Below are 25,063 nucleotides of genomic sequence, written 5' to 3'. Positions count from 1 at the left end.
AAGACTACAACCATCGATTTGCTACTCGCTGTCACATAGGCTTTGATCAAGCACGTGTCGAACTCCAAGCCATGTTCATCACCAAGGACTAATGCTATCTTCTACAAGAGAAGGTTATCTTCATTTACACATAAATCTTGACGCTACCATTTATGCCTAAGAACACTAATTGTAACAATATAAATGAATACTGTGTAATAAAAAATTTAATAGTGATAAATTCCTATAGTTTTCTCTAAAGTTAAAGACTTATTTGTTAGGGTAACTCTGATTTTGGAGTTGCCTTTTTTTCCATTCCTTGCTACTTCCCTCACCATCTTGGGTAAACTAACACAAAGCTTATTCTTACCCAAATCCAACGAAAAGAGGTGATGCCCCATGACAACTCAAAAATCACCTAATAGATCTAATTACCCACTTTACTTAAGGACATACATATTTAGACAAACTGGTGGAGATATAAGAAGCACATGATACCGCATGGTTGAATTCAAGTAATACTTTTTTGATAGGTTCAATAGATGAAAACACAGATAAGGAGATATTCTGAATGACTTATGTACGATCAGACCGTTATAATCGATACTTTTATCTTGCTCCAGCAGATGATACGTATGAGTTTCAATCCTTATTAATGGATACAAATACTGCTATTAATTTAGAAAAGTTTTATTATAATCCCCAAAAAATGAACGATATTGATATAAAAGCTACTACAGAATTTTTATTAAATAATATCAAAAGTGATCCTGTGTACGGATTTGCTGTCCAAGAAGCTTGTTGGGATTACACTTTGGGGAGGTTAAATGAAGGCCAGTATCAAAAAATGACCTCAGCTTTGGAAAACCAATATAACTGGGATATTTCGAAAATACAACAGCATGCATTATCTCAGGGTCAACTATTCAAAAATGATGTTTTTAGGTCAAAGGTCAAAGAACTAGAAACACTAACAGATCAAATTGAAGAATGTAATCCTTTTTTAGTAGGAAGCTATGCTTGTATATTGAAAATATTGATTGTGCAAATGAAACATAAAAGTCCTCTTAAGTCAATATATGAATATCTTGATTATGTAAATAATGAAATAATGACAAATTACGCCTTAGAAACACAGCTAGCAATTAATTATTTTTTAGGAAACGATAAAATGTATGCACTTGGAAATAGCATTTTTAAATTTGATAGAAAAAAAGAGAATGTTCTATTAAAAGCATGCAATGCAAGCTGGGATATGTTCTTTCTTAGATTATTGCAAATGAGTCACTTTCATTCTGGGGTTAGTAAAGCATTGAATACTTTTAAACCAAATTTGGTTACAACTGATCATGGAATAAAAAACTTTGCTCAACTCTGCTCCGTTGAGGCCGTAATTAATAAAGATAATAAGTTTGTGCCAATATTGTCATTTATAGAAGAAAATATTAAGAATGAGTATCTAAAGCATGTTGAAAATATCGAAAGCGAGCTATATTTCAAAGTGCTAGAAAGAGAAGCAGCAAGAGATATTTTAAATGGGGACAGTAACAGCTATTTATTAGAGAGTATTACTAAATTAGAGAAAGAATTAAAGCTCATATCTTAGATGGCGATTGCATTTATCTAGTAACTATAAATATAGCAATAGGACTTGCTATTTTTCTTGAGAAGTGGATAATGCTTATCCTGACTTAAGAGGCAGCTACGCATTCTTAAGAGTGTGCTCGTGATAACTTAAGAAGTACTGAACCAGCGCTCGGTCAGAACAAGCTTTTGACAAAGCTAAGCAGGAGAATAAGCCTGTCTTCTTATCTATTAGATATATCTAATTATTGACCCACACGTACATGTCATTGATGAAATGTTCCCGTCAATCATTAACTCCTATAGCTTGCATTCGCACCAAACATGAATAAATGAGCAAAAAAGATGATGTCCCTGTGCCCAACACAGAAACGTCATCTTTTTTGATGTGAAAATATAGCATTCATCTATGAGGCAAGTCTGATTCACAAAGGATTTATATCATGATGCCATCACTCACAATGGCAGTAATAGTATTCCTTTGAGCGCGATAATAAACTGGTATACAAAGTACCCCGAGAAACCGATCAAAATAAATCCAGCAATGATGGATACCCATTTGATCATGGTTGGACTCATCACTTTTCTAGTTAGCGCTACCATCGCCAGTAAGCCCACATCATGCACGAGTATACCAGCTAAAATGCCGGCGCCGACGATTAAAAATTTGGTCGGTTGGGTCATATCATACGAATCAGACAGTACAGCTCCAAACACAGAAACCCAAAACACAAGATTACCTGGTGACAAAGCTACGAGTAAACCGTTACGATATGAGCTGAAAAAGGATTGACTTGGTTTCTCGCCAGCTAACGTAATATCTTGTGCGGAATGTTTTATGGAATCATAGCCTAAATAGGCTAAGAAACATGCACCGATCAGCCACATTGGAATTTGAATGTAAGATATAGCAAGTACAGAAGCCAATCCCATATATAAGGCAATAATTAATAGAAGATCGACAGTCATACCACCTAATCCTACAGCCCAACCATGCATAAAGCCCTTTTTCAAACCTTGTTTTGTCATCTCAACGGTCATTGCCCCTACGGGCATGGCAATGGCAAGACCTGCTAGTAGATAGGTGAAAAATAGATCCAAAATACCACTTCTTTCTAAGTTGATAAGCTCATATGTCTATTAATATACACAATTAAGTATTAAAATTCAACAATTGGTTGATTATTATGCTGATGCATCTCTAGCGAATTAGCTGTTGTTATACCAGGTAATAACGAAAATATGTAATGTGAAATGCTGAGAGCTGTTTGAACACACGAGGAAAATGCAGGTGTTAGAACTAAGATGCCTATGATCATGTGATCGCAGTATCATAATGTAATGGTTAATGCAAAAGAGATTTCAGGTACTGAATTGATTGTCTATACAGATAGATGATATCAACTAAATGGTTATTTCGTTGGAAAATATCATTTTTGTTGATTATATATAAAGTAAGGATGTTAATCACTACATTACAATTTGTGGAACAGGAAGTAAAAAAGTAATTTTCTACCATTTCGAAATCAACCCTGCCTCAAATAATCGTGTACTTGCATGTAAAAACATCATCAAAGAACGAGTAGAGGAGCAGATTTACCATACTATGTACTTGGATGGTTATGTAGACAAAACATAGTGGTTATCTCCATTTGTTTACTTCTACTAGGCCTACAAGTTATGGCAATATGGAGCTAATAAATATCAAGGGGCAGGAGGATAATTCGATAGGGTAATAAACGATATTATAAGCTGATCAGAATGTTCCTTTAATTTGAGAAATAAAGAAGCTTAGATCATGTGATCTTAGCTTCTCTCAGAATAAATGTGCTGCTATGTACGTTCTCGTATCCTTGAACTAGATAAGGCAGAAGGCGATGGAACGTTTCGCCATCATCGGAAATCGATTGCATTCATTTTCTCTAACTCTTTTTGGAGTTTCTTTTGGTAGGTCACTCGTTCTTTACTCCATATGCTAAGATGTAAGACGAGGTAAAGTGCAAATGGTGCCATATTCGAGTAAGTGTAAGATAAATCGTACATATTAATCATAATGACAGAGCTTACTACGACTACCGCAGGAATGATCCCTCCCCAAGCCCATGAGCTTCTTCTTGATAAATAGATCTGTAATAACCACCCTCCGACAAGAACGATCCATATGATGATTTTAAACGACATAATATTATTCCTCCTGTTTTTCTTTCTTGTAATAGTCAATGATTTGTTTCGCTGTATCTAAATCAAGTTTAGAATCAATAGCGAGCTTACTAATAAACATAGTAAAGGGCTCGCCTTCTTGCTTGTCACTGATTTCGATTTTTTGAATGGTGAGGTGGTTCTACTTATTAAAATAAGGTTCAAAGCCGATACGGAGCACGAAGCTCTCCTCTTCTCGTCCTCAAAACAGAGAGAGTGCGGCTTGATTAGGCTCACCAATGACGGGACAGAAACCAGGATTCGCTAAACATAACAATTGGGAGAATCCGGGATTATGCTGGGCAAGCTCCGCAAAATAGTTGTCGATCATATGATTGAGAGCTATGGATCCATTCTGAAAAGACAACGATGAGAGGGTCTGGACATGCTGATAGTAGTACCGCTTTTCCCGTTTAGGCAGCTTGTATATGGTTGGTGGAGCATGTGTTACGACGTCAAAGGGATTAGCAATGCGATAGGTGTTCGGAACATATTTGGCAAAAGCTTTAGCGAAAGCTGGATCACCTACGCGGGGAGAGCCAAATGTAAACAGGTGGGGAGCGGTATAAGCAGTGTTGGCTGCAATATCAACCGCACATAATGTCGCGAGCGCTCCACCAAGGCTGTGACCTGTAACGTACAGGGTCTTGTCGGGTGACAGCCTGCTGAGTATAGATATAATGTCATGGCGGGCTGAAGCATAGATGTCTGTAAAGCCACGATGTGTAAGACAGTTTTCTTTAACATATTTGAACCTCTTTTGTGAAGCTTTTATATTCGATATCCAGTCGGTCGTTGTGCTAGTTCCCCGAAAGGCAATAATAAGCTCCGCTCGCGATTCCAAAATAAATCCAAATCGTTCACGCACATTGCCAACCGACTTTGCTTGAATGGTGTGGCTAACCGCGTATGGTAATGGCACAACAAACGAGCCATCCGCATTTGCAAATTGTGCGTAAGTCTGTCCGCAAATAGCAGCCATAAAGATAGCACGCTCTTCTAACGTATGGTTATGAGTCAGTTGAATCCCACCTTTCCTTTCTATTCTATTTATGATTCAAACACGAGCTTGGTGCTTGTCGCTAAATTATGCGTTTGTCGAACATCGATTTATGGATGGAACAAGGGACACGTTATAAAATGTTTTAATTGTCACGACCTCGTGACAATGGTATTATTTTCAACATAAAGTGCCATTACTTGGAATGTATATGGAGGCATATATGGGGCAGATCATGTGTTTTCAGATCCTTTTAACGAATGGGGAAAGACTGTGGCCCGCAACCATTTTTCCTGTCTGGCATGAGGATATGCCGTTAACGGATTTACAAATGGTACATACAGCGTTGGAGCGAGACGGGAGAATAATCGTTGCGGTTATCGCTTACGATAGCCACGGGGAGAGAATGGAGGATCATAGCCAAGTATTTTCTAAAGAGGAGCTCGCAGTGATCCAAGGCCCGATTCCTACCTTTCCTCCATGTGGAATTAGTGTGAATGAGGTGTTCGGCCTATCCGAAGCAGCTCGATTGTGGGGCATTGAGGGCGGGGGAGCGACTATTCGTAAAGCTTTGGAGCGTGGAGAGTTTAGCCCAAGTGAGATTCGTAAATCGGATGGCATATTACTTGTTACTTTTTCTGGAATGCAGCGTAGATACAATGCAATCATGAAACACGAGTGGATGGAAACACAGTCTTATTTCGTTCAAGAGGGTGTTATTAGAGTACAACCAGAAATTTCTCCTACATCACAGCACATCTCCTTAACGACCCTAACACGACGTCATCGCAAAGCCTCAGATATTTGATATACCTTTGTACATGTCACTTGCCTTGCACGATTTGCAGAGGAGGATGGAAGGTTGTCTCGTACAAATATGTTCAAACTAACCGCTCTTATACTTGTCGTAGCTGCTGCGAATATCCTCGTATTTTCACCAGGATTTATAGGCGTACAGCTCGGAGCAAGCGCTCTCTCAGCAGCAACGGGGGTTACCTTGCTTTTTGCCAGTGGAGGGGTTCTTGTAACCGGAATTTATCATTTCGTGTTTAAGAAGCCTACGGTTATTCCTATCAAACAAATCAAAACGTACGACGAATATGTCGAACATCTGTCTCGATATCGCCATACAAAAGGAATTGAAAGCGATATAAGTTTAGCGCTAGGCCAAGTGGACCGGATGCATAAGCGGAAGCGGACTTTAATCGAAGTTCTACAGCAGCGATTTGTGGAGACCGAGATGAGTTATAAGAAGTTCATATCAGTCACCGAAGAAGTGGAGCATTTATTTTACCAGAACATAAGAAGTATATTAAACATTTTGCATGTATATGACGAAGCGGAGTTCGTACGTGTCTTTCAACAGCAATCATCACATTTTTCCAATGATCTTATTCAAAAAAAAGCAAGCGTATATCAAAACTATTTGTCAACGATCAGCAGTTCCATCTCCAATAATGAGGAAATTTTACTAAAGCTGGAGCAACTGCTATTAGAAATATCCAGTTTAGATCATATTGAAGCGGGTGAGATTGAGCAATTATCCTGTGTGCAGGAGTTAGATTCTTTAATTAGACAAACCAAATATTATAAACAGTGAGAGGTGCAACGAATGAGCAATAGCAAAAAGATTGTACTATCTATCTTGAGTGTGTTTGTCGTATTTATCCTCGTCTATTACGGCGTGAACTTTACTTCCAACCTAGGTAAGTCGAAGTCGGAGATTACGGTAGAAGATGCGAGCAAGCAGCTAAACAAGCTTTACTCCGATATCACGGTGACGACCGAAACACCTGTAAAAGGCCAAATTGATATTAATCCTGCCAATATTGGGGATACACTGCCGGACATTTCGAAGTTCCCCATTACGGTTAATCATACAACGGATACGTTTGTAGAAATTTTCTCCTCTACAGAGAAGTCGGGTACCGGTGTGGATGGCTGGCTGGCGGAAGCGGCAACCGAGTTTAACAAAGCGAACATCCAAGTAAACGGCAAAGCCGTTTCCGTTAACATTCGTAATATTGCTTCTGGAACAGCGGCCGACTATATTAAATCAGGCAAATATATACCCGATGCCTTTACACCCTCGAACGAGTTGTGGGGCGAAATGGTAAAGGAGAGCGGCGTCAAAACTGAGTTAGTTGCTAAACGTTTGGTTGGAAATGTTCCAGGTATCGTTATTTCAAAAGCCAAACATGATGCATTAGTAGCGTCTTATGGTGCAGTGAATATTAAAACGGTCACAGAGGCGATTGCCAATAATGAGTTTAGTATGGGGTATACGGACCCTTTTGCAAGCTCAACAGGCTTGAACTTTCTTGTGACGGCGCTTCATACGTTTGATAGTTCGAACATTTTAAGTGACAAAGCCGTTCAAGGATTTGAGAAGTTTCAAGCAAACGTCCCTTTTCTAGCTTCGACCACGATTCAAATGCGCGAGGCGGCTAAATCGGGTATGTTAGACGGATTTGTACTGGAATATCAAACCTATGTGAATGCTCCTGATTTCAAAAATGGCTACGTATTTACACCTTTTGGTGTAAGACATGACAGTCCACTGTATGCGTTAGGTGATCTTCCAAAGTCCAAATTGGATATCATTCAGAAATTTGCCGAATTTGTCACACAAGCGAAATATCAAAAGATGGCGCAAGAAAAAGGATTTAATGAGTTGGAGCAATATAAATCAGAGCTTGCTGTTGTTAAAGGTGGCCTGCTTGCAGCCGCACAGAACATATGGAAAGAAAAGAAAAACGGGAGTAAGCCGATTGCAGCCGTGTTTGTAACGGATGTATCAGGCAGTATGGCAGGTGAACCGCTTAATCGTTTGAAGGAGTCGCTGCTGAAGGGGCAAAAATATTTGGGGAAAGAGAACAGTATAGGGCTGGTCGCTTATTCCAATGATGTCACCATTCATTTGCCGATCAAAAAGTACGACACGACACAGCAATCGATGTTTGTGGGTGCCGTAAACAATCTATATGCGGATGGCGGCACAGCTACGTTCGACGGTATTATAGTTGCCTTAAAAATGCTTCAAGAGGAGAAGGCCGTTAATCCAGCAATGAAACCGATGATTTTTGTCCTAAGTGACGGCGAGACTAATCGCGGGAATACCCTCAAAGATATTAAAGATCTTATCGCAACCTACAAAGTTCCAATTTACACGATCGGTTATAACGCAGACATCCAAGCGCTGCAAAGTATTTCAAGTATCAATGAAGCAGCGAGTATCAATGCGGATACAGATGATGTTGTCTATAAAATAGCGAACTTGTTTAACGTGCAAATGTAACCCTTATTTATAGGAGGAGCGATATGACATTTTCAATGGAAGTTGCAAGCCCGGAAGCCATTCAAGCCGCAATTGAGCACGAGGTGAAGCCTGTTCCTGAAGAAGTTGCCAAACTTCAAGCATTGGCTGATTCCAATGTAGCGTCTATTATGTCTTTAGATCTGGATTCGCTTGAGAAGAGGAAAGAAATTTTGCAATCAATTGACTCATTCGGTATGAATACGATGAGAACTTCCTCAGGCAAAAACAACTTACTGCAAGTTTCGGTCGGTAACCTCGCCAAGACAGGGGATGAGGGCGGTCAAGTCGCTAAAGGGCTAACGGAATTGCATATGCAATTAAAGGATTTGGACCCGAGTGTCATCGACTTTACGAAAACCGGATTTTTAGGCAAATTATTTAACCCGTTGCGCGCTTATTTCCTGAAATATCAGAAAGCAGATGCGGTGATCGCTGATATTGTCGTCTCCCTCGATAAAGGGAAAACAACGTTAAAAAATGACAATACGACACTTGAGATTGAACAGCAGGCGCTGCGTGATTTGACTAAAAAGCTGCAAAAAGAAATCGAGCTGGGCACTTTAATGGACAGTTCCATTGAAGCGCAAATCGAAGCGGCCAAGGCTCGAAATGAAGATCCAGACAAAATTCGCTTCATTACGGAGGAGGTTCTGTTCCCACTTCGGCAGCGAGTAATGGATATGCAGCAAATGATGGTTGTAAACCAACAGGGGATTATGGCGATTGAAGTGGTCACAAGGAACAACAAAGAACTGATTCGAGGCGTGGACAGAGCTAAAAACGTGACCATATCCGCCCTGAAAATTTCGGTGACAGTAGCTAGCGCGCTGTACAATCAAAAGATCGTCTTAAAAAAGATCGAACTGTTAAACCAAACGACAAATGAGCTGATTGCGGGTACGTCAAGAATGTTAAAAGATCAAGGCGCTCACATTCATAAACAATCACTTGAGACGAACGTTTCTGTAGATACATTAAAACAAGCGTTCACTGATGTATTATCCGCGCTTGATTCTATTAGCACCTATAAGCAGGAAGCGCTACCGAAGATGCGCGAAACGATCGATCAGTTCCGGGAACTAGCGGATCACGGTGAACAGCAAATCCAACGTTTAGAAAAGGGACACAAGCTAGGTTTATAAAGAGCGTGACCAGTCTATGGACGAATCCACAGGCTGGTCATATTTGTTTGTGCACCGGGTGAGTTATCCGAACGAAAGGCTGCTTAGAGGAATTTCTTCATTTCATTAAAAGCCAACTCGCGATGACCTGCTTGGCAGTGCTGTTCACCACCCGTTTCTTTCGTAAATACTTTCGTCGTAATAGATGCCGCATTACTTAATTCTTGTTGAATTTTAGGCAAACGGCTTATTGGTACGTATTGATCCTCTTGTCCAGCTAATAATAGCACATCCTGATTAATGAATGGGCCAATTCCATGCATCGTATGTTTTGCAAAAGCTTTAACTAAATCAAACGGCGTGGCTGCTCCTGTATTTTCCATCCCTTTGGTAAGTTTCCATCTTAAATCGATGTTATTAGCCATCATTCGTTCGAGTAAACGGTTAACTTTATCGGCTTCATTATGGTCTACCAATTGCATGATCCCCTTATAAGTATCTGTTGGCATACGATTTTTTAATGCATCTAGTCCACAATAAAAAATGTTAAAGGCAATGACTTTGTCTATTCTTTTTTCGAAAGCGGCAGCACGCATCGCCAGATAGCCACCCCAAGATGCGCCTAAAATGCTGACCTGATCTAATTTGAAATAATCAATTATCGTTGATATCGGTTTTTCCCAGTTATGAATAAATTTAAGGCCGTTCTTTAAGGCGGTTCCTTGGCCTGGTCCATCAAATACGATAATATTGTAATTAATTCCTTTTATAAATCGCATCATTTTAAGCATTTCTTCCATGTAAGAATCGTAACCGCCAAACACAAGTAAGGTTTGGTTAGCCCCAGGGGTTAACAATTTTACAGCAGGCAAATAAAAGTTCTCATAAGGGATCTGAAAGGTTTCATAGTCAAATTCAGTATATCCTTTATAGAAGGTTTCTCGATATTTTTGATACATGATGTTTTTATTAGGATCTTCAGGTGACAAATAAAATTCTGCTGCTTGATAGTAGACGGAAGCTAAGTCGTAGTCTTTGCTATGTTCACGCTTATGCGCAAACTCAAGCCAAGTTTCATACCAACTGTGAGCATCCTGTAAACGTGGAATTATTTGTCCCAAGTCAGCCTGTGCGCGCTCATCTTCTTCGTAATAATCGTTCATAAACCGATTGATTTGCAAATTAAATTGTTCATCTTGTACGTATAGTTTAAACATGTTGATTCCTCCTTTAGTTGGTATGTACCTACTATAGGGTAGAATGATTTACTAAAAAATAAGTAGAATAGCCGCAAATGTACGATATCTTACATGTGATCTATGAACTGTTTCATATCCTACAAATAAGGAGTAATTGGTTGATGATTGAAGACATCAGAGTGTACAAAACAAAACTAGCCATCAAACGAGGAATTATTGAGCTGCTCCAGCATCAGCAATTTAAAGAGATTACGATCAAACACATATGCGATCAAGCGCTTATAGGTCGTTCGACTTTCTATAGTCATTATTTAGATAAGTACGACTTGCTAGACAGTATGGTTCAACAACATGTTCTTGATTTTACGTATGAGATTAAACAGCGATTTGATTCCATTGATGAGAACAGGGTGGCTGATGCCATCGAATTTGTCACCGATGCGATGATCGAACAACAACTTGAGATTTCCACCTTGTTGCAAGTGCATGAAGGAACAGCAGATTTGCGTAAGGAATTTGAACACGTGTTGTATAGTACATGCTTGGACTATTTAAACCGTCATTTTTCATCAAGCCCGATTGCATTAGACTATTTGGCGGAATTATATGCCGCTAACTCGATCGTGTTTCTATATAGAGTTTTAAAGCATGGAAAGGACCCGAATATCATTTTACTTGCCAATCAGATGCAGCAATACATCTTTGGGCAGTTAAAGTCGGATTGAATCTAACACTAAATCCAAAACGAATAGGGGAACGTAAGATGCTAGAATTGCAGACTGGTCAATTTCAAATAGTTGAATCTTTTTTTAGGGGCAAAAAGAGTTATATCCCAGCGTTATCGGTTATTTATGGCGACTATCCAGGTCGAGTATTTGTAGATGACGACCAAGCACCTCAGATCGCCATTGTGTGGGCTACTGGTAGATGGATGTACTTGGAAGGAAATCTTTCTACAGAGATTAGCAAAACAGATATGAGCCGTTTTTTACAGCATATTGTGATGCCCGATTGTAAGCAGCGTAACGAGAATTGGTTTGAAATTTATACTTCGGATGATGAAGCCTGGAATTGCTTTTTTGACAAGGAAGTCCCTTTTTTGAAAGTACATAAACATTATGAATCCGTATATGCACTAAATCTAAATAAATTTGCTCAAGTTAAGCGGCATGTGAAAGTGGTAGAAGAGCCATTAAAAATTGACCTTGTTCATTTCGATATACTGCCTCAATCATTTTATGGATTTCCATATGTGAGAGATGAGTTTAAAGCGAAGAAGTGCATAGGAGTAGAAGTAAAGAAAGATAATCAGCTTATCACGGTTTGCAAAAATAATGGTTTTATCGTTGGACATGAATATTTTATAGATGTTGATACATTTGCCAAAGAAGAGCGGGGTAAAGGTTATGCAACTGTTGCTGCAATCCAGTTAATTGCACATTTGCTCGAACAACAAATGTATCCTTTATGGGAGACCACACATGAGAATGTACCTTCTCACAAGTTAGCTTTAAGACTTGGTTTTGAAAAAATTGAAAACTATCCGGTGTATGCGTTTCATATGGAAATATAAAATTAGGTCAGACCATTTGTTGAAGTGGTAAACGCTTGAACAATGAGTTAACTTTCAAGGTCGCTCCTTATGATGCTGTCAACCGGGGCGGTCAAGCTATACATCAGCAGTTGGGGCTGACCCCCACTCCAAAGGTGAAGCAGGATTTGATTAATTAAATGATAAATGCGCTGAGTATTTCGCAGGTGCAAGAGGTAGCAGCGATAATTCAGGACCGTCTGGGTACGAAAAAGTAACAGCCATTTTTTATAGATCCTCGAACAGAAGTTGTCATTCTATCGTAACACGGTAGAATGGTCAGCTTCTTTTACTTTTAGGATAAAAAAGTAGTAAGCCGATCCGATCAAATTTAGGATTGAAGCTGAGAATTGTTATCACCTATAATAAGGAGAAGCGTACTAGTCGTAAGTTGTTACAACTGGTCATGGTGTGCTCAGAAAGAGAGGATGCAATGATGAACCTTAACGATCTGATCCAGCTGTCGAGTCATGCATCCGTGAAAGTGATGGATGTACGGCATTACACGCTGCGGCCGCAAAAGGAGTCATATACATATCCGCTGCCGACTAGTGTATTTATGTATGCTGTACGAGGTAGTGCGCAAGTACAGGTGCAGCATATTACTTACACAGTGCGCAGTATGCAGCTCATACATGGAGGGAAAGGATTACTTCTTGATCTGTTGGTGACGGACAGTGAGTTTAGTAGGGATGTTGTCATTAGCTCGCAGCCAAAGAAGATACGATCAAACGAATGGTCTGGGTATGATGATGCCAAGTGGCTCTAAGCTTGAGGGATAACACTTCTGAATCCAGATTATATTTTTATCGTGGACCATGCAGCAGATTTTGATGCCCATATGACCGAACTGAACAAGAGCAAGGTGTGGAAATCTTTGCAGGCGGCAAAAGGGAATCATGTCGTTCCATTAGATGTATCGATGAGTACACAAGGGCCACTTGCAATCGAGCATACGACAAAACAGCTAATCCGATTCCTGACATCGTAATTAAGTAATTCTTAACTTATATAGTATAACTTGAGGAAGTGGGGGATTCGCTGTGCAGCCAATGTGCATAAAAGATATGTTACATGATCGAGAGTTGTTCATTTATGTACCAGAGGGATATGAAGAGGATGAACAGCGTTACCCTGTCGTCTACGTACAGGATAGTGGGGATTTGATTAATCCGCAGGAAAGTGGCTCTCTGCAAGCTGTTAGACAGTTGACAGCTAGACAGGAGCTGCCAGGTATTATTTTTGTTGGTATAGCATCATTCGATCGTAATAATGAGTATACGCCTTTTGTGTCAAAGAATGTATTTGATCCGACACGGAATTTCGGCGGAAATGCAGCTGCGTATGCTGCTTATATTGTAGAACAATTAAAGCCCTATATTGACCGTAAGTATCGGACAAGGCCCGAACAGAAGTATACGGGGATAATGGGTTTTTCCCTTGGGGGGCTCATTTCCCTTTACACAGGAATACTGTATCCGGACGTGTTTGGCCGAATTGGCAGCTTCTCTGGTTCCTTCTGGTTCCCTGGCATTGTGGAGTGGGTGCAGCAGCATCCGATACGTAATACCGGCCAACGTCTATATATGAATGTCGGACACGCCGAAGGAAGCGGGCGAACGAACGGTCAGCAATGGATGGTGCCAAACACAAAAACGGTATATGAGCACTTGTTACAGCATGGCTTCTCCGAGCACACGGCTCGCCAAGATATTTATGAAAGTGAATTTCATTCCTTTGAGCGTGGGGTACGTTACGTGCCTTGGGCGATGCAGTGGCTGTTTAACGGAGAGTAAGTTGTGTCGCAACTATTTAACAGTTACCATATAAGGGAAAAGAGACTGTATTTTGGTCATACCCCCGTCAAGTAGACACTTATAAAAAGACATTCGTCATGCTGCGACCGTTTCTCGGTATTCTACCGGCGAACGGTCGTTTAGTTTCTTTTGAAAGCGTTCGTTGTTATAAAACGAAACATATTCTTGGATGGCCTGTCCCAGGTCGGACATGCTTTGTGGGCGGACAAGATAAATCTTTTCTGTCTTGAGATGCGAAAAGAATGATTCAATACAAGCGTTATCAAAGCAATTTCCTCGTCTGGAGTGGCTGCCAAGGATCCCAAGCTTCGTCAGTTTGCGATTAAACGGCTTGAAGGTGTACTGGAAACCTTGATCAGAATGCAGAAGAACTCCGGTAAGATCGGTTTTTTCGCTGAGCATATCGACTGTTCTCGTGACGAGGGCGAGGTCGTTTCGCTCGGACAGCTGCCAGGCAACAATCTCGTTATTGTACAGATCCTGAATGGCAGAGAGGTATATGAACTGATCTCCAACCCGAATGTACGTAATATCGGTTACGAGCTTTCGCAGCGGCGCCTCTGCATGGAACTGGCGTTCCAGCCGATTGGGATAAACGACGGATACCTGTTTGCCGAAGAAGCGCCGCTTCTTTCGGATCACTGAGCGGATGCCGAGTTTCTTCATCAAGCGGTAAACGCGCTTGTGATTGACGTTCAGCCCTTCACGTTTCAAGGCCACCCTCATCCGCAAGTAACCATAGTACGGGTGTAGTCGATGAATCGCCATGATATGCCCCTCCAGCAGTTGTTCTTGGAGTACACGAGGGCTAGGCTCGTATACCTTTTTTCGCCACTTGTAATAGCCGGACCGTGATACTTGGGCAAGTTCCAGTACCCACTTTAGTGGATACTTCGCTCTCATTTCCTCAATGACTTCACATCGAATCGCTTTGCTGGTCACTCCCCGTGTAGATTTGGATACCGCTTTTTTAAGTACTCAATCTCCGCTCTTAAATATGCCATTTCTTCTTCCATGCTGGCGAACTTGTTCTTCGGTCGCCCTTTTCGGAGCACTTCGGATTTAAATGGCTGCCCTTCCCGATGCCGTTTTACCCACACTTCCACCTGAGACTTATTCCGAATCCCGAGTCGCTTGGCCACCTCCCGGTAAGCCATATTCGCCTCTGTCACCAGCCTGACCGCTTCCAGTTTTAATTCCTCCGAGTAACGGTTGTTCGTACGGCCTGTTTTTCCCACGAAAAATCCCCTCCGGTAGCCAACGTTTAAGTCCATCTTACCAGATGTCTTTTTTTCGTTGTCTACCGTGAGGGGATAATACCATTTAGCAGTCTCTTTTGTCTATCCTCAACCGATATAACTTATTCGTTGATTCAAGCAGATCATCTGTCGGGATTCCTACTACAACTTGTGCTTTATAAGGATAAACAGATGTTGAAACGCTTTGAACTTCATTCCGAACAATAGAATCGAATCATGCTTTAAGCTTACTGTTGGGGTGGCAATACTCATTATTCTTTTTTATCCAGGTGTATACGAATGAGGGAGGTGAAAATTCCCAAAATTATAATAAAGCTAATGCTTTTTAGAAGCCGAAGGACTGTTAAGTTTGATGCTGAGCATGAAAGCACCTAATATAGGTGGGAGGCGAACAACTAGCTTGTAGACTGCGATGGAACTCCTTGCTGCAAAGTGCGACTTGCCAAAATATAAGATGTAAGCTATATTGTATGTAATTAGATAATCTAACTATATGGGTGAGGAGGTGTGCAAGTGCAGCGTAAGCCTGCTAAAGAATATACAACAGAGCAACAGCTTCCTAGACTAGGGACCGCTCCCTATTTGAAGCTAATGGAACGTACTGCCGCATCGGAGACCAATCAGTACGCAGCCCATTTGGGACTGATTATGTTATGGCTGGGAGATAACGTCTTGGATCTGGTCGATCATGACTTGTCCTCCTTTGACATTACCGAAAGTAAACTGGATTTACTGTTATTATTGTCTCTCCACGACGGTCAGGAGCTAGTTACACCATCATCGATTGCAGATCGACTTGGTATTCGCCGTTCCTCTGTTACGTCATTGCTGATTTGGTTGGAGAAAAGAAATTGGATTATCCGCGAGCCGTACGCCAAGGACGGTCGTATGACCCACGTTCGGATTAGCCCTGAGGGCAGTATGTTATTACAACAAGTACTGCCTACATTCTGGTCAACCTGCGCATCTCTTGTAGAAGAATTAAATAAAGAGGAGCAGGAGGTGTTCCGAAACGTTCTAGTCAAACTAAACAAAAATATCGAAAATCGACTAGGGGCAGGCAGATAATTTTTTTATTCATATAGTTAGATAATCTAATTACATGGAAATCCATCCAGTTGGAATCGAACAGCTACTTAGGTTTATTTTGAAATGAAGGTACGTGATCAACATGAAACAAACACAACGTTCTACGAATCAGCAGCAGACGCGGGCGCATCACTTGATTACGCTGCGCACGATGGTAAAGGAGATGTTGTTGCACACTCGGGCGCAATGGGGCTTGCTTGTACTCGGTGCTGCCTTTGTTATCGCCATCTCCGTGCTTGAATTTACGATTCCTCAGCTGACCAAACACATTATTGATCAGATCATACCCGATCGAAGGTATTATGCACTGTTGGAAACAGGAGGGCTTATTCTGTTCGCGGGACTGCTGCTAGGGGCTTTTAACTTCGGCAGCAGTTATGTGATGACACTTGTTAGTCAAAAAGTTATCTTTCAGCTGCGGAACAAGCTGTATAAACACACCTTAAGTTTGGATCTAACGTTTTTTGATCGCAATCGCACAGGGGACCTGATGACAAGATTAACAGGTGATGTGAATCAACTGCAAGAGCTAGTTTCAGCCGACAGCCTTTCCATCCTTGCAGACATGATTACTTTTGTTGCGATCGTTGGCTACTTGTTTTATACAGACTGGGAACTGGCGCTTCTGACCCTGATTACGCTGCCTTTTTTATTTATCACATCCCGATTTTTCAGTCTGAGGATTAAAAGTGCTTATCGGGCGGTTCGTCGCATATCGGCGGAATTAAACAACTCGCTTCAGGATACGTTGTCTGGCATTCGGATGATTAAGTCTTTTGCTAGTGAAGATAACGAGGCCAAGGCGTTTACGAAATGGAGTGAACAGCATCGGGCAGCAACCGTATCGGCGTCCCGGCTGTCTGCGATCTTTGCGCCAATTATAGATTGGCTGAACCATGTAGGCATGACCATTGTGCTTCTGTTTGGAGCGTGGCAGATTATGCACAATCGCATGACTGTAGGTGAGATTATAGCTTATCTGGCCTATTTGCGCCTGCTGCAAGCCCCCATTCGTTCTTTCAGCAGATTGATTACTAAATTACAACAATCCGCTGCGGCATTTGAACGAATTCAAGAAGTGCTGGCAGTTGTTCCAGAGGTTTGTGATAAGGAAGGTGCCATTGCTCTTCCTCCTGTCAAGGGAGAAATCGTGTTTGATGATGTGGAGTTTGCTTATGAGGAGGGCAGACCCATTTTACAGAAATTCCACTTGCGGCTGCGACGTAATCAAACGACAGCTCTGGTTGGCTCATCAGGCTCTGGCAAATCAACGATTGCCTATCTAATTGCCCGATTGTATGACGTCCAGCGAGGCGACATTTATATTGATGGCCATCCCTTAACAGAAGTGACGGTGAAATCACTTCGACAGCAGATGGGTATTGTGTCGCAGGAAGTTATCCTGCTTAATGGCACAATTCGTGACAATATTGCATACGGCAAGCCAGAAGCAACAGCTGAAGAAATTACAGCAGCTGCGGTGGCTGCAAATGCTCATGAATTTATTACTGCATTTCCAGAAGGATATGATACTTCAATCGGGGAAAGAGGGGTCAAGCTTTCAGGTGGTCAAAAGCAAAGGCTGTCCATTGCTAGAGCCTTCCTGACGAATCCACGCATTCTCATCCTGGATGAAGCTACGGCAGCTCTCGATACGGAATCGGAACAACATATTCAGCGTGCGTTGTCCTTGCTTCTGCCTGGGCGTACCTGTCTGGTAATTGCCCATCGACTCTCGACGATCCAGAGCGCGGATCAAATCGTTGTACTGGAGCACGGACAGATTATGGAGCTTGGAAATCATGAAACACTGCTCCAGCAAAAAGGAAGATACAAAGCACTTTACGAAATGCAATTTCCGATCAAGTCCACTTTTGAAACGATATTAAAATAGAGGTGAAACATGAATAACTATACAAATGTATCAACTGCAAACCGAAATTATTCGCTGATGACCGTTATTCTATGCTGGTCTGGCCTTGCTGTCATGTCCAGCTTATATGTCACGATTCCACTTATTTCTGTGTTCGCACAGCTTTTCAGTATTTCGCCAACACAGGCTGCGGCTGCGGGCAGCACCTTTTCGATCGGCTTTGCGCTCGGCTGCTTGATCTACGGGGCGTTGTCCGATAAATACGGACGGAAAACCGTCATCTTTGTGGGACTGCTTGTTCTAACTATAATCTCGCTCCTCCTAGGATTTGTGGATCAGTTTGCATGGATTCTCGTTTTAAGAGGACTGCAAGGGGCAGCCGCTGCCACGTTTTCTCCAGTTGCTCTTGCCTATGCAGTTGAAATGTATCCTGCGGAAAAACGGGTTACGACGATCGGGTTTATTAGTACAGGATTTTTGGTAGCAGGGATAGTAGGGCAAGTGTTCAGCAGCGTGGTTAGCGAGCAGTATGGATGGAACGCAGTCTTTTATATACTTGCAGTTGTATACGTATTAACTGCCGTCTTAGTGTTCTTCTTCCTGCCAAAGGGAGGCGTTCATCAAGCTCATGCTAATATATGGGAACCAATGAAGCAAATCGGCAGCGTTTTTATTCAGAAACAACTGGTACTGTGTTATTTAGTAGCCTTTGTTCTGCTTATGTCTTTTGTAAGCATGTATACGGTGTTGGGCAGTTATTTAAGTCAAGCTCCATTTGAACTGAGCAAACAAGACATCCTGTATGTTCGAACCATTGGCATAATAGGGATGCTCGTTTCTCCGTTTGCCGGAACCCTGTCCAAGCATTTTGGCATACGTGTCACGCTGCGTCTAGGGCTGCTGTTAGCCATCATTGGATTGGCAACTATGGGTATGATTTCGAATTTGCCCCTGCTTGTCATCTTGAGCATCGTCTTTGTGTCAGGCATTGCCATTGCTGTGCCTTCGCTCGTATCGCTCGTTGGTCAACTCGGAGGGAAGATGCGGGGGATAGCTGTATCCGTTTATACGTTTATTTTGTTTACGGGCACAAGCTTTGGTCCGATCATATCGCTTTATTTCATGAAGAGCGGCAGCTATTTGATTACATTTATTCTACTTGCATGCATTCTGTGCGTTGGTTTGCTAGCTGCCATTTTTATCAATCGAGAGGTCGCTGAGGAGATCGAACGACCGGTGGTGCATGTAGAGGTGTAAGCTTTCAATAAATAGGAAACATATATGATCTGGATATTTTAATAGAGACTGGATAAATATTAACGTCCCCAAGGAGTGTAACCTCGTTCCAAGGGGATATTTTCATTCGTGAAATCAAATGCATTTTATTGTATATGTCCTAACACATTGATGAGAGTTCGTATGTCAAAAACTCCAACTCATTTCACCCGGATTACGTGTGAACCTTATTTGTTTCATAAATATACTAAGAAATAGAAAATCAAAATAGATTATATAAAATTGCAAGAAAATCAACAAACATGTCTGTATGTTTCTACAAAGATATTCGTATTTCCATTTTATGATCATGAGACGAATTATGTTTTGATTTTCATATAACCTTAATCAAGGGGAATTTTTGTATTGAAGATATCTGTAAAATAGTATATGTTACGTATGGTGAACGGGCGTAGTGTTTCCCCCTCATTGATGACTCCGCTTCTAATTCACCTATGTTGGCATCTAGGGCTAACAATGCCCTCACTTAATATATTATTAGTTAACAAGAATAAAATATTTCATAATTTTATATCAAGTTAAAATTAAAACGAATCATTTATTTTGATATAAGAAAGACTAAGGAAGGAAAAATCCTTCCTTAGTCTTTTGTCAGATAAGTAAATTAAACACAACAATGGCTAGTAAAAGAAAAATGATGACAAAAGTGACTTTATATCCTACTTGTAGATGTGTGTTGTTCTTCTTTTTTTTCCAATAAAAAATTGGATATGCAATAGAAATCAAAATAATAAGTATTGCTAGTACTGTTGACAGTGTAGTCATGATGTTCCTCCTTGCTTCTTCCATTCTTCTAGAAGTTTGATATCAAACTCATAGTGGTTCGATATCAAATATCGCCAACCATGTTACTGCTGCGTAAACTCCATTTCCTTTATTATTGGCATTAAACCGTGTAGCAACTAAGTAAAAGTATCCAGATGTAGCGCCCGTGAATCCAGATACTGGAGGCAGCCATGCAGTGGCACCTGTAATAATTGCCCCTCCAGCAGCTACAGTATTATAGTAGTCGATGGCTTGCAAAGTTTGTTGGTAATTAAAGTTGCGATCATATCCCCACCAATAATACGTCCATTGACCATAAACTGCAGATGTAGAAAGTGCATTATTGTCTATGGACAAATCTGTGTTGATAACAATATCATCCTTTTGCACCAATGTATTGAGTGCATCAAAATGCTTTTGTAGTTTTCCTAAGTTGTATTTTTCATAGATCTCAGAAGGAACATTTTTGAACTGGATCTTACCTTCATTTGTAACATTGACGTACGGCTCTACGATAGAAATGATACTTTCAGAAGAAACTGTTTTTTCTTCATTTTGAGCAAACGCACTAGGTGAAATAACTGCGAAAAGTAAGAACAATGACAGCAAGGATAACAACGATTTTTTCAAACCAAATCCACCTCTCAATACTGTTATTTTAATTACAATATGAATATTAACATAGATATATTGGTAAATAAAGATATAACAGTAAAATGATTCAATATACCTAATAATATGTAACATTCGACACAAAAAGAGTTTTGTTAGAAGGAGTATTTATTGAACATGGTACAGTTAAATTAAGATATGTAAGTTAGAATGGGCGAAAAAGCCCTATTTAGCACTATAACCTGGAATGGAGATACAAGAACATCCTCCATTAATTAGTTTAGGATTGTATCAGCATCATAGATGTCCATCATAATATAGATCAATCTTCCGAGCGTCTCTTATGGCTCCCATTGGGATTCAGTACAGTGAGATATCCAACTAGAGCCTCCGCAATGTTAGAACATTTCCAGAGCAAAAAACTGCACTTACCTAAATCCAATGAGGAGATTATCTGGACGTTGGCAGTCGGGCGATCACAGTTAGCACTTATCTGTGACTTTACCAGAAGTAAGGATCTGGATATGAAATTTCCCCTCGACCGCTAGAGCCCTGAGTAAAGAGCAGCAAGAGAATCTGAAAAGGTCTTCATGGATGTGTTCCACACGGCGTGAGATTCGCAGCCAAATACATATAGTCGCTGCAGATCATCAGGGTGCGCATCTATCAAAAATTTGTCAAAGATACACCATTCGTGATGTCCAACCCCATACCATCGAATGAGCATGAGTTATATCAAACCTACCTACACGATTGCATCAACTTATTAAAACAGCAATGTTATTAAGAGAAGCGACTTTTCCAGGGGGGAAATAGTGTGAAATTAATCATTTATGGTTTGAGGGTGGAAGTATGATTCAAGATTATCAAGCCCTTCAAAAGACGTGGTTTGCCTAGGGGAAACAGCGATTCATTCAGACGACTGGCAAGCATTGCGGCGGTAAACTGCTAGGTCACTGGATTATGCAATCGGAACTATTTTTGCTCTCCTTAAATCAAACCATCTGAACTTACTGCGTTTAGAACTATCTTCACTAGAAACTTTGCTTCCAGCTTTAATAGTAACTTGATACCGACACTGGCTTATAAATTGATCTAAGTAATAAAGGGAATACTATCACATGCAAGGAGAAGGAATTATGAGATTGAATTAGGTATTGTGGTAGCGTTTAGCTCATAATGAACATTAAAAGTCTTGCTTTGGCTTGTTCTTAGATCAGACACACAATGGGAATTACTGATTTTTACGAATATTTGATTTGGTTATACTAATTAAATTATATAAGGATTATCAAATCGTCAGCTAGCTTCTCCTGTTAAGTATACGGATTACCGATGTAAAATGAAAGTGAGCTTTTAAACTAGAGTGGTTTTACGATCGGGCTTCTGCAGCTTATATGCCGCAGGGGCTTTTGATATTTACTTACATGCTGATAGACCGTTGCAGTCAGAAGCTGAAGTGTTTTTGTGTTTCATACAGCATAAATGAATTGAATGTTTTTTATTTCCATATGGCCATATTTTAGTTATAATATTATTGATAATAATTATCATTGTTATCACGGCGTTTATTAACGATAGAAAGGCGTGGGAATATGAAACATCATTTTTTTGTTGATAGCCCTGAACGGTTTGAAGCGACGATAAGACGAATGGCCATACATCGCTGCATAGAAGAATATGGCCCTAGCCGTACTGTACATTATGAAATGCTGTAAAATAGGGTACAGGGGGAGTTGAAGTTTACCGTGTACTGAATAGTGCAACGCTTATGTTATATGATGTTACCTTTCAAGATGAGTCATATTCGAATATGAGATGAAACAAGATTATTTTGGAATTTCCTATTGTATAGATAGGGAACTAGAGCTACAGGAGCAGGGAGAGAATGTGACATATATCAAAAGCAGTAGTTTATCGTTATCTAAATCCTGCGACATGCGAGGCTGTACACGACACTATGCGGGCCAACGGTATCAAAGTGTATCGCTTACAGCGGATTCAGAGCAGATGTCTCTTCTATTTGGAAGCAGTGGTAGTGTGCTTTGGGAACAGGCCATCGACAGACTTGATAGCGCCACGCGTCAACGCTATTTTTGGGGGTGCAAGCCAGTGCGGACATGCTCGACATTTTTAATCGTATCTATAATTGCCATTGCCGCTTCCCGGAAAAATCAAAAATTCTTTATTATGAAGGTAAGGTCATGGAACTGATATCGCTCCTTCTAGCGATAGAGCTGCCTAGACAAGAAGGAATGGCATCTGTGCTGTTGGATGATTATGAAATTCGTCCAATCCGACTTGGCCATGACAAACGGATGGAGGCCGAAGCCCACCGACACTGACACAATTGTCCAGGGAGCTGGCCATCAGTCGCAATAAGTTAACCAAAGGTTACAAGTTAATATTTGGTCAAACCAACTATGTTCATTACCGCAAAACGTGCATGCAAAACGCCAGACGTGATGACATGGTGGACGGACTGTGTGGAGGGCAAATATGATATTACAATTTGGAATGCAAAAGGATCACCGGAGGACCCTCATCATTTTGTCGGCCCGATGTTAGATCAGACCGCACATACAGCATCTATGTCTAAATTGCCAGAGGCCGCTGATATGAAGAAGCGCATAACGGAAGTATTACATACACGTGATGAAGCTAAGATTACTTCAGGTTATGACTTTATTTTAAATTATTTAAATGACAACGTCATTGTTGTTCCGCTTACTAACGCTAAAGAGTTGATTTTGTATCGAACAGATAAAGTAGCGGATTATACGTTTGGTGGCATTGAAAATGGATTTAATTCGCTACGCGTACAAAAGGCGACTGTTAGTCAATAAGTAGACGAGATAGATCGTGAGTTTCAGCCTAGTAATCACGCTTGATGAACGAAGGTAACGTGCGCTAATGAAAGGTAGACCACCATTTCCACCGTAGGGTGAATATGGTGGTCTATCTATTTTTTACGCTCTGTTAAGGGCGCACAAAGATAGCGGAAACGAATGGGGTGCTGGCAAGCTGGATGACGATACGGGATGAAGTTACTGGTTTGCGTCTAACACTCCGTTTTCAATCGTCGTTGATGATTTAGTCATAAGTCGCACTCCCCATAAGATGGCTGCCCCAAAGGCGAATCCACACGTCAGAAAAAGTGGCACAATGCTTTTACCTGTGTACAATAGAGCACCTATCATCGGACCTGATGCCATTCCCAAATACCGTATGAAATTGTACACGCCAATTGCGGTCGCACGCTCTTCAGGAAACAGCTCCGTAAGCAAAGTAGTAGGGATTGAGCCTGTTAATCCCATAAAAAAACCGAACAAGCAAACATTCAAAATAAGAAAAACAAGCGAGAGCTGGGCTGTAAAAGCAAATAATATAACGGATAGGGCGTGTAAGGCAAATCCATAGATCAGACTTTTTCTTGCTCCGATTCGATTTAACATAGACCCACCAAGCTTGATGCTAATAATGGTGGAACAAGACATCATAAGTAGTATGACACCCGTCTTGGCAGGTTGAAATAAGTAAGTATTAATTAATATTTGCGGCACAAAGGTCAAATAAATAAAATAAACCATGAATTGGAAGAAGCCGAATAGGAGTATTACCCGACTAACCGGATGCTTAAAAATCAAGGCAAAATACTTCCTATTACTTTGTTTTAGATGCGTAAATGGTGGTTTTGTTTCTGGTAACAAAATAAAGTTGGCGATTAACAAAAGTAGACTGATTGCCCCCAGAAATAGAAAGGTTGCACTATATCCATATTTTTCTCCGATTACTCCCCCCACTAATGGGCCAATTGCAGGCGCGAGCATAAGCAATAATTGATATGTAGCCATGCCTTGTGACAGCTGTTTCCCCCGAAATAAATCACCGATTATTGCAGCCGCTACTACAGGAACTGCTGCTGCACCGATCCCTTGCAGCACACGGAAAATGAGTAAATATCCAATAGTTGGAGCGTAGGCACAGCCGATAGATGAGACAGTATACAGCACAATAGCGGGAATAAGAACAGCTTTCCGGCCCTTTTTATCTGCTAGAGGCCCAAACACAATCTGCATAACGGCTAAAGCTAACGTAAACAAAGATACGGATAGACTAACCAAATAGCTCGTAGTATGTAGCTCTGCTTGTACTTGCAGGAGCAATGGATTGTACAAATTTTGTCCCAATGAAGCTGTAAAAGCGCTGAATCCAATTACATACAAAATGACACGTAATTTCATCATAATCCTCCTTTAAATATGACTGACTATCAGTCGATATGATACATGTTACATGATTGACTTTGAGTCAGTCAACTATTAATATGAAATGGGAATGATGAAAACAGCGGAAAGAA

General features: G+C 40.8%; 24 protein-coding genes. 17 read left to right on the top strand and 7 right to left on the bottom strand.

Features of this window, described 5'->3' with window-relative positions; genetic code table 11:
• Positions 1-550 precede the first annotated feature (550 nt).
• A complete protein-coding gene (locus H509_RS26210; protein ID WP_036698287.1) occupies positions 551-1,585 on the top strand; it encodes a hypothetical protein in 1,035 nt (344 codons plus the stop codon).
• 434 nt (positions 1,586-2,019) lie between these two features.
• On the opposite strand, the gene H509_RS0120825 is transcribed toward H509_RS26210, so the two are convergent.
• The 3 genes from H509_RS0120825 to H509_RS0120810 form a co-directional block, all read right to left on the bottom strand.
• Complete coding sequence (locus H509_RS0120825; RefSeq protein WP_028546785.1) at positions 2,020-2,664, bottom strand: LysE family translocator; 645 nt, start codon at positions 2,662-2,664, stop codon at positions 2,020-2,022.
• A 792-nt stretch (positions 2,665-3,456) separates the two neighbouring features.
• The gene (locus tag H509_RS0120820; RefSeq protein WP_028546784.1) at positions 3,457-3,744 is read right to left on the bottom strand and encodes a hypothetical protein; all 288 of its coding nucleotides are present in this window, start codon (positions 3,742-3,744) and stop codon (positions 3,457-3,459) included.
• Positions 3,745-3,964: 220 nt separating this feature from the next.
• Positions 3,965-4,744: a lipase family protein gene (locus H509_RS0120810; RefSeq protein ID WP_051287495.1), complete on the bottom strand. Its 780-nt coding sequence runs from the start codon at positions 4,742-4,744 to the stop codon at positions 3,965-3,967.
• Between the two features lie 241 nt (positions 4,745-4,985).
• On the opposite strand from H509_RS0120810, the gene H509_RS26200 reads away from it, so the two are divergent.
• From H509_RS26200 to H509_RS0120790, 4 genes are read left to right on the top strand one after another with little or no spacing between them, the layout of a single operon-like run.
• Positions 4,986-5,570: a helix-turn-helix domain-containing protein gene (locus H509_RS26200; RefSeq protein WP_036698281.1), complete on the top strand. Its 585-nt coding sequence runs from the start codon at positions 4,986-4,988 to the stop codon at positions 5,568-5,570.
• A 54-nt stretch (positions 5,571-5,624) separates the two neighbouring features.
• Positions 5,625-6,362 (top strand): hypothetical protein, encoded by a 738-nt coding sequence (locus tag H509_RS0120800; protein WP_028546782.1) that lies wholly within the window; start codon positions 5,625-5,627, stop codon positions 6,360-6,362.
• Between the two features lie 12 nt (positions 6,363-6,374).
• Complete coding sequence (locus H509_RS0120795) at positions 6,375-8,060, top strand: vWA domain-containing protein (RefSeq protein WP_028546781.1); 1,686 nt, start codon at positions 6,375-6,377, stop codon at positions 8,058-8,060.
• Between the two features lie 23 nt (positions 8,061-8,083).
• Positions 8,084-9,223 (top strand): toxic anion resistance protein, encoded by a 1,140-nt coding sequence (locus H509_RS0120790; protein WP_028546780.1) that lies wholly within the window; start codon positions 8,084-8,086, stop codon positions 9,221-9,223.
• An 83-nt stretch (positions 9,224-9,306) separates the two neighbouring features.
• Here H509_RS0120790 and H509_RS0120785 read toward each other — a convergent pair whose 3' ends face one another.
• Complete coding sequence (locus H509_RS0120785) at positions 9,307-10,419, bottom strand: alpha/beta fold hydrolase (protein ID WP_028546779.1); 1,113 nt, start codon at positions 10,417-10,419, stop codon at positions 9,307-9,309.
• 143 nt (positions 10,420-10,562) lie between these two features.
• On the opposite strand from H509_RS0120785, the gene H509_RS0120780 reads away from it, so the two are divergent.
• The 6 genes from H509_RS0120780 (at position 10,563) to H509_RS0120760 (ending at position 13,788) form a co-directional block, all read left to right on the top strand.
• On the top strand, positions 10,563-11,126 hold the full coding sequence (locus H509_RS0120780) for a TetR/AcrR family transcriptional regulator (RefSeq protein WP_028546778.1): 564 nt from the start codon (positions 10,563-10,565) through the stop codon (positions 11,124-11,126).
• A gap of 38 nt (positions 11,127-11,164) precedes the next feature.
• A complete protein-coding gene (locus H509_RS0120775) occupies positions 11,165-11,974 on the top strand; it encodes a GNAT family N-acetyltransferase (RefSeq protein WP_028546777.1) in 810 nt (269 codons plus the stop codon).
• 35 nt (positions 11,975-12,009) lie between these two features.
• Complete coding sequence (locus H509_RS28660) at positions 12,010-12,132, top strand: hypothetical protein (protein ID WP_281169762.1); 123 nt, start codon at positions 12,010-12,012, stop codon at positions 12,130-12,132.
• Positions 12,133-12,428: 296 nt separating this feature from the next.
• The gene (locus tag H509_RS0120770) at positions 12,429-12,761 is read left to right on the top strand and encodes a hypothetical protein (RefSeq protein ID WP_157277867.1); all 333 of its coding nucleotides are present in this window, start codon (positions 12,429-12,431) and stop codon (positions 12,759-12,761) included.
• Positions 12,762-12,803: 42 nt separating this feature from the next.
• Positions 12,804-12,983: a hypothetical protein gene (locus H509_RS0120765; protein WP_028546775.1), complete on the top strand. Its 180-nt coding sequence runs from the start codon at positions 12,804-12,806 to the stop codon at positions 12,981-12,983.
• Positions 12,984-13,059: 76 nt separating this feature from the next.
• Positions 13,060-13,788 (top strand): alpha/beta hydrolase, encoded by a 729-nt coding sequence (locus H509_RS0120760; RefSeq protein ID WP_245596211.1) that lies wholly within the window; start codon positions 13,060-13,062, stop codon positions 13,786-13,788.
• A gap of 96 nt (positions 13,789-13,884) precedes the next feature.
• On the opposite strand, the gene H509_RS0120755 is transcribed toward H509_RS0120760, so the two are convergent.
• Positions 13,885-15,047 (bottom strand): IS3 family transposase gene (locus H509_RS0120755; RefSeq protein WP_157277865.1). Its coding sequence is split into 2 segments (ribosomal slippage): positions 13,885-14,771 and positions 14,771-15,047, totalling 1,164 coding nucleotides; the frame shifts between segments, so codons are not numbered across the junction.
• A gap of 534 nt (positions 15,048-15,581) precedes the next feature.
• Between H509_RS0120755 and H509_RS0120745 the strand changes: the two genes are divergently transcribed.
• The 3 genes from H509_RS0120745 (at position 15,582) to H509_RS0120735 (ending at position 19,287) form a co-directional block, all read left to right on the top strand.
• Entirely contained in the window at positions 15,582-16,136 is a 555-nt protein-coding gene (locus H509_RS0120745) for a MarR family winged helix-turn-helix transcriptional regulator (protein ID WP_028546771.1), read from the top strand.
• A 103-nt stretch (positions 16,137-16,239) separates the two neighbouring features.
• Complete coding sequence (locus H509_RS0120740) at positions 16,240-18,051, top strand: ABC transporter ATP-binding protein (protein ID WP_028546770.1); 1,812 nt, start codon at positions 16,240-16,242, stop codon at positions 18,049-18,051.
• Positions 18,052-18,060: 9 nt separating this feature from the next.
• A complete protein-coding gene (locus tag H509_RS0120735) occupies positions 18,061-19,287 on the top strand; it encodes an MFS transporter (protein WP_028546769.1) in 1,227 nt (408 codons plus the stop codon).
• 852 nt (positions 19,288-20,139) lie between these two features.
• On the opposite strand, the gene H509_RS0120725 is transcribed toward H509_RS0120735, so the two are convergent.
• Entirely contained in the window at positions 20,140-20,721 is a 582-nt protein-coding gene (locus H509_RS0120725; protein WP_028546768.1) for a hypothetical protein, read from the bottom strand.
• A gap of 1,577 nt (positions 20,722-22,298) precedes the next feature.
• Between H509_RS0120725 and H509_RS28655 the strand changes: the two genes are divergently transcribed.
• The 3 genes from H509_RS28655 to H509_RS0120715 all read left to right on the top strand — a co-directional run bounded on the left by H509_RS28655 (position 22,299) and on the right by H509_RS0120715 (position 23,549).
• Positions 22,299-22,421, top strand: a complete 123-nt coding sequence (locus tag H509_RS28655; protein WP_281169761.1) for a hypothetical protein — start codon at positions 22,299-22,301, stop codon at positions 22,419-22,421.
• Between the two features lie 486 nt (positions 22,422-22,907).
• A complete protein-coding gene (locus H509_RS27835) occupies positions 22,908-23,048 on the top strand; it encodes a hypothetical protein (protein ID WP_157277863.1) in 141 nt (46 codons plus the stop codon).
• 78 nt (positions 23,049-23,126) lie between these two features.
• Positions 23,127-23,549: a periplasmic substrate-binding domain-containing protein gene (locus H509_RS0120715; RefSeq protein WP_157277861.1), complete on the top strand. Its 423-nt coding sequence runs from the start codon at positions 23,127-23,129 to the stop codon at positions 23,547-23,549.
• 201 nt (positions 23,550-23,750) lie between these two features.
• Here the strand turns inward: H509_RS0120715 and H509_RS26195 are convergent, their stop codons facing one another.
• On the bottom strand, positions 23,751-24,947 hold the full coding sequence (locus H509_RS26195; protein ID WP_051287494.1) for an MFS transporter: 1,197 nt from the start codon (positions 24,945-24,947) through the stop codon (positions 23,751-23,753).
• Between the last annotated feature and the right edge of the window lie 116 nt (positions 24,948-25,063).

Source organism: Paenibacillus taiwanensis DSM 18679 (assembly GCF_000425125.1).
Taxonomy (GTDB): Bacteria; Bacillota; Bacilli; order Paenibacillales; family Paenibacillaceae; genus Paenibacillus_B; species Paenibacillus_B taiwanensis.
Note: the sequence above shows the minus strand (reverse complement) of the source record. Positions and strands in the feature narration are given on the sequence as shown.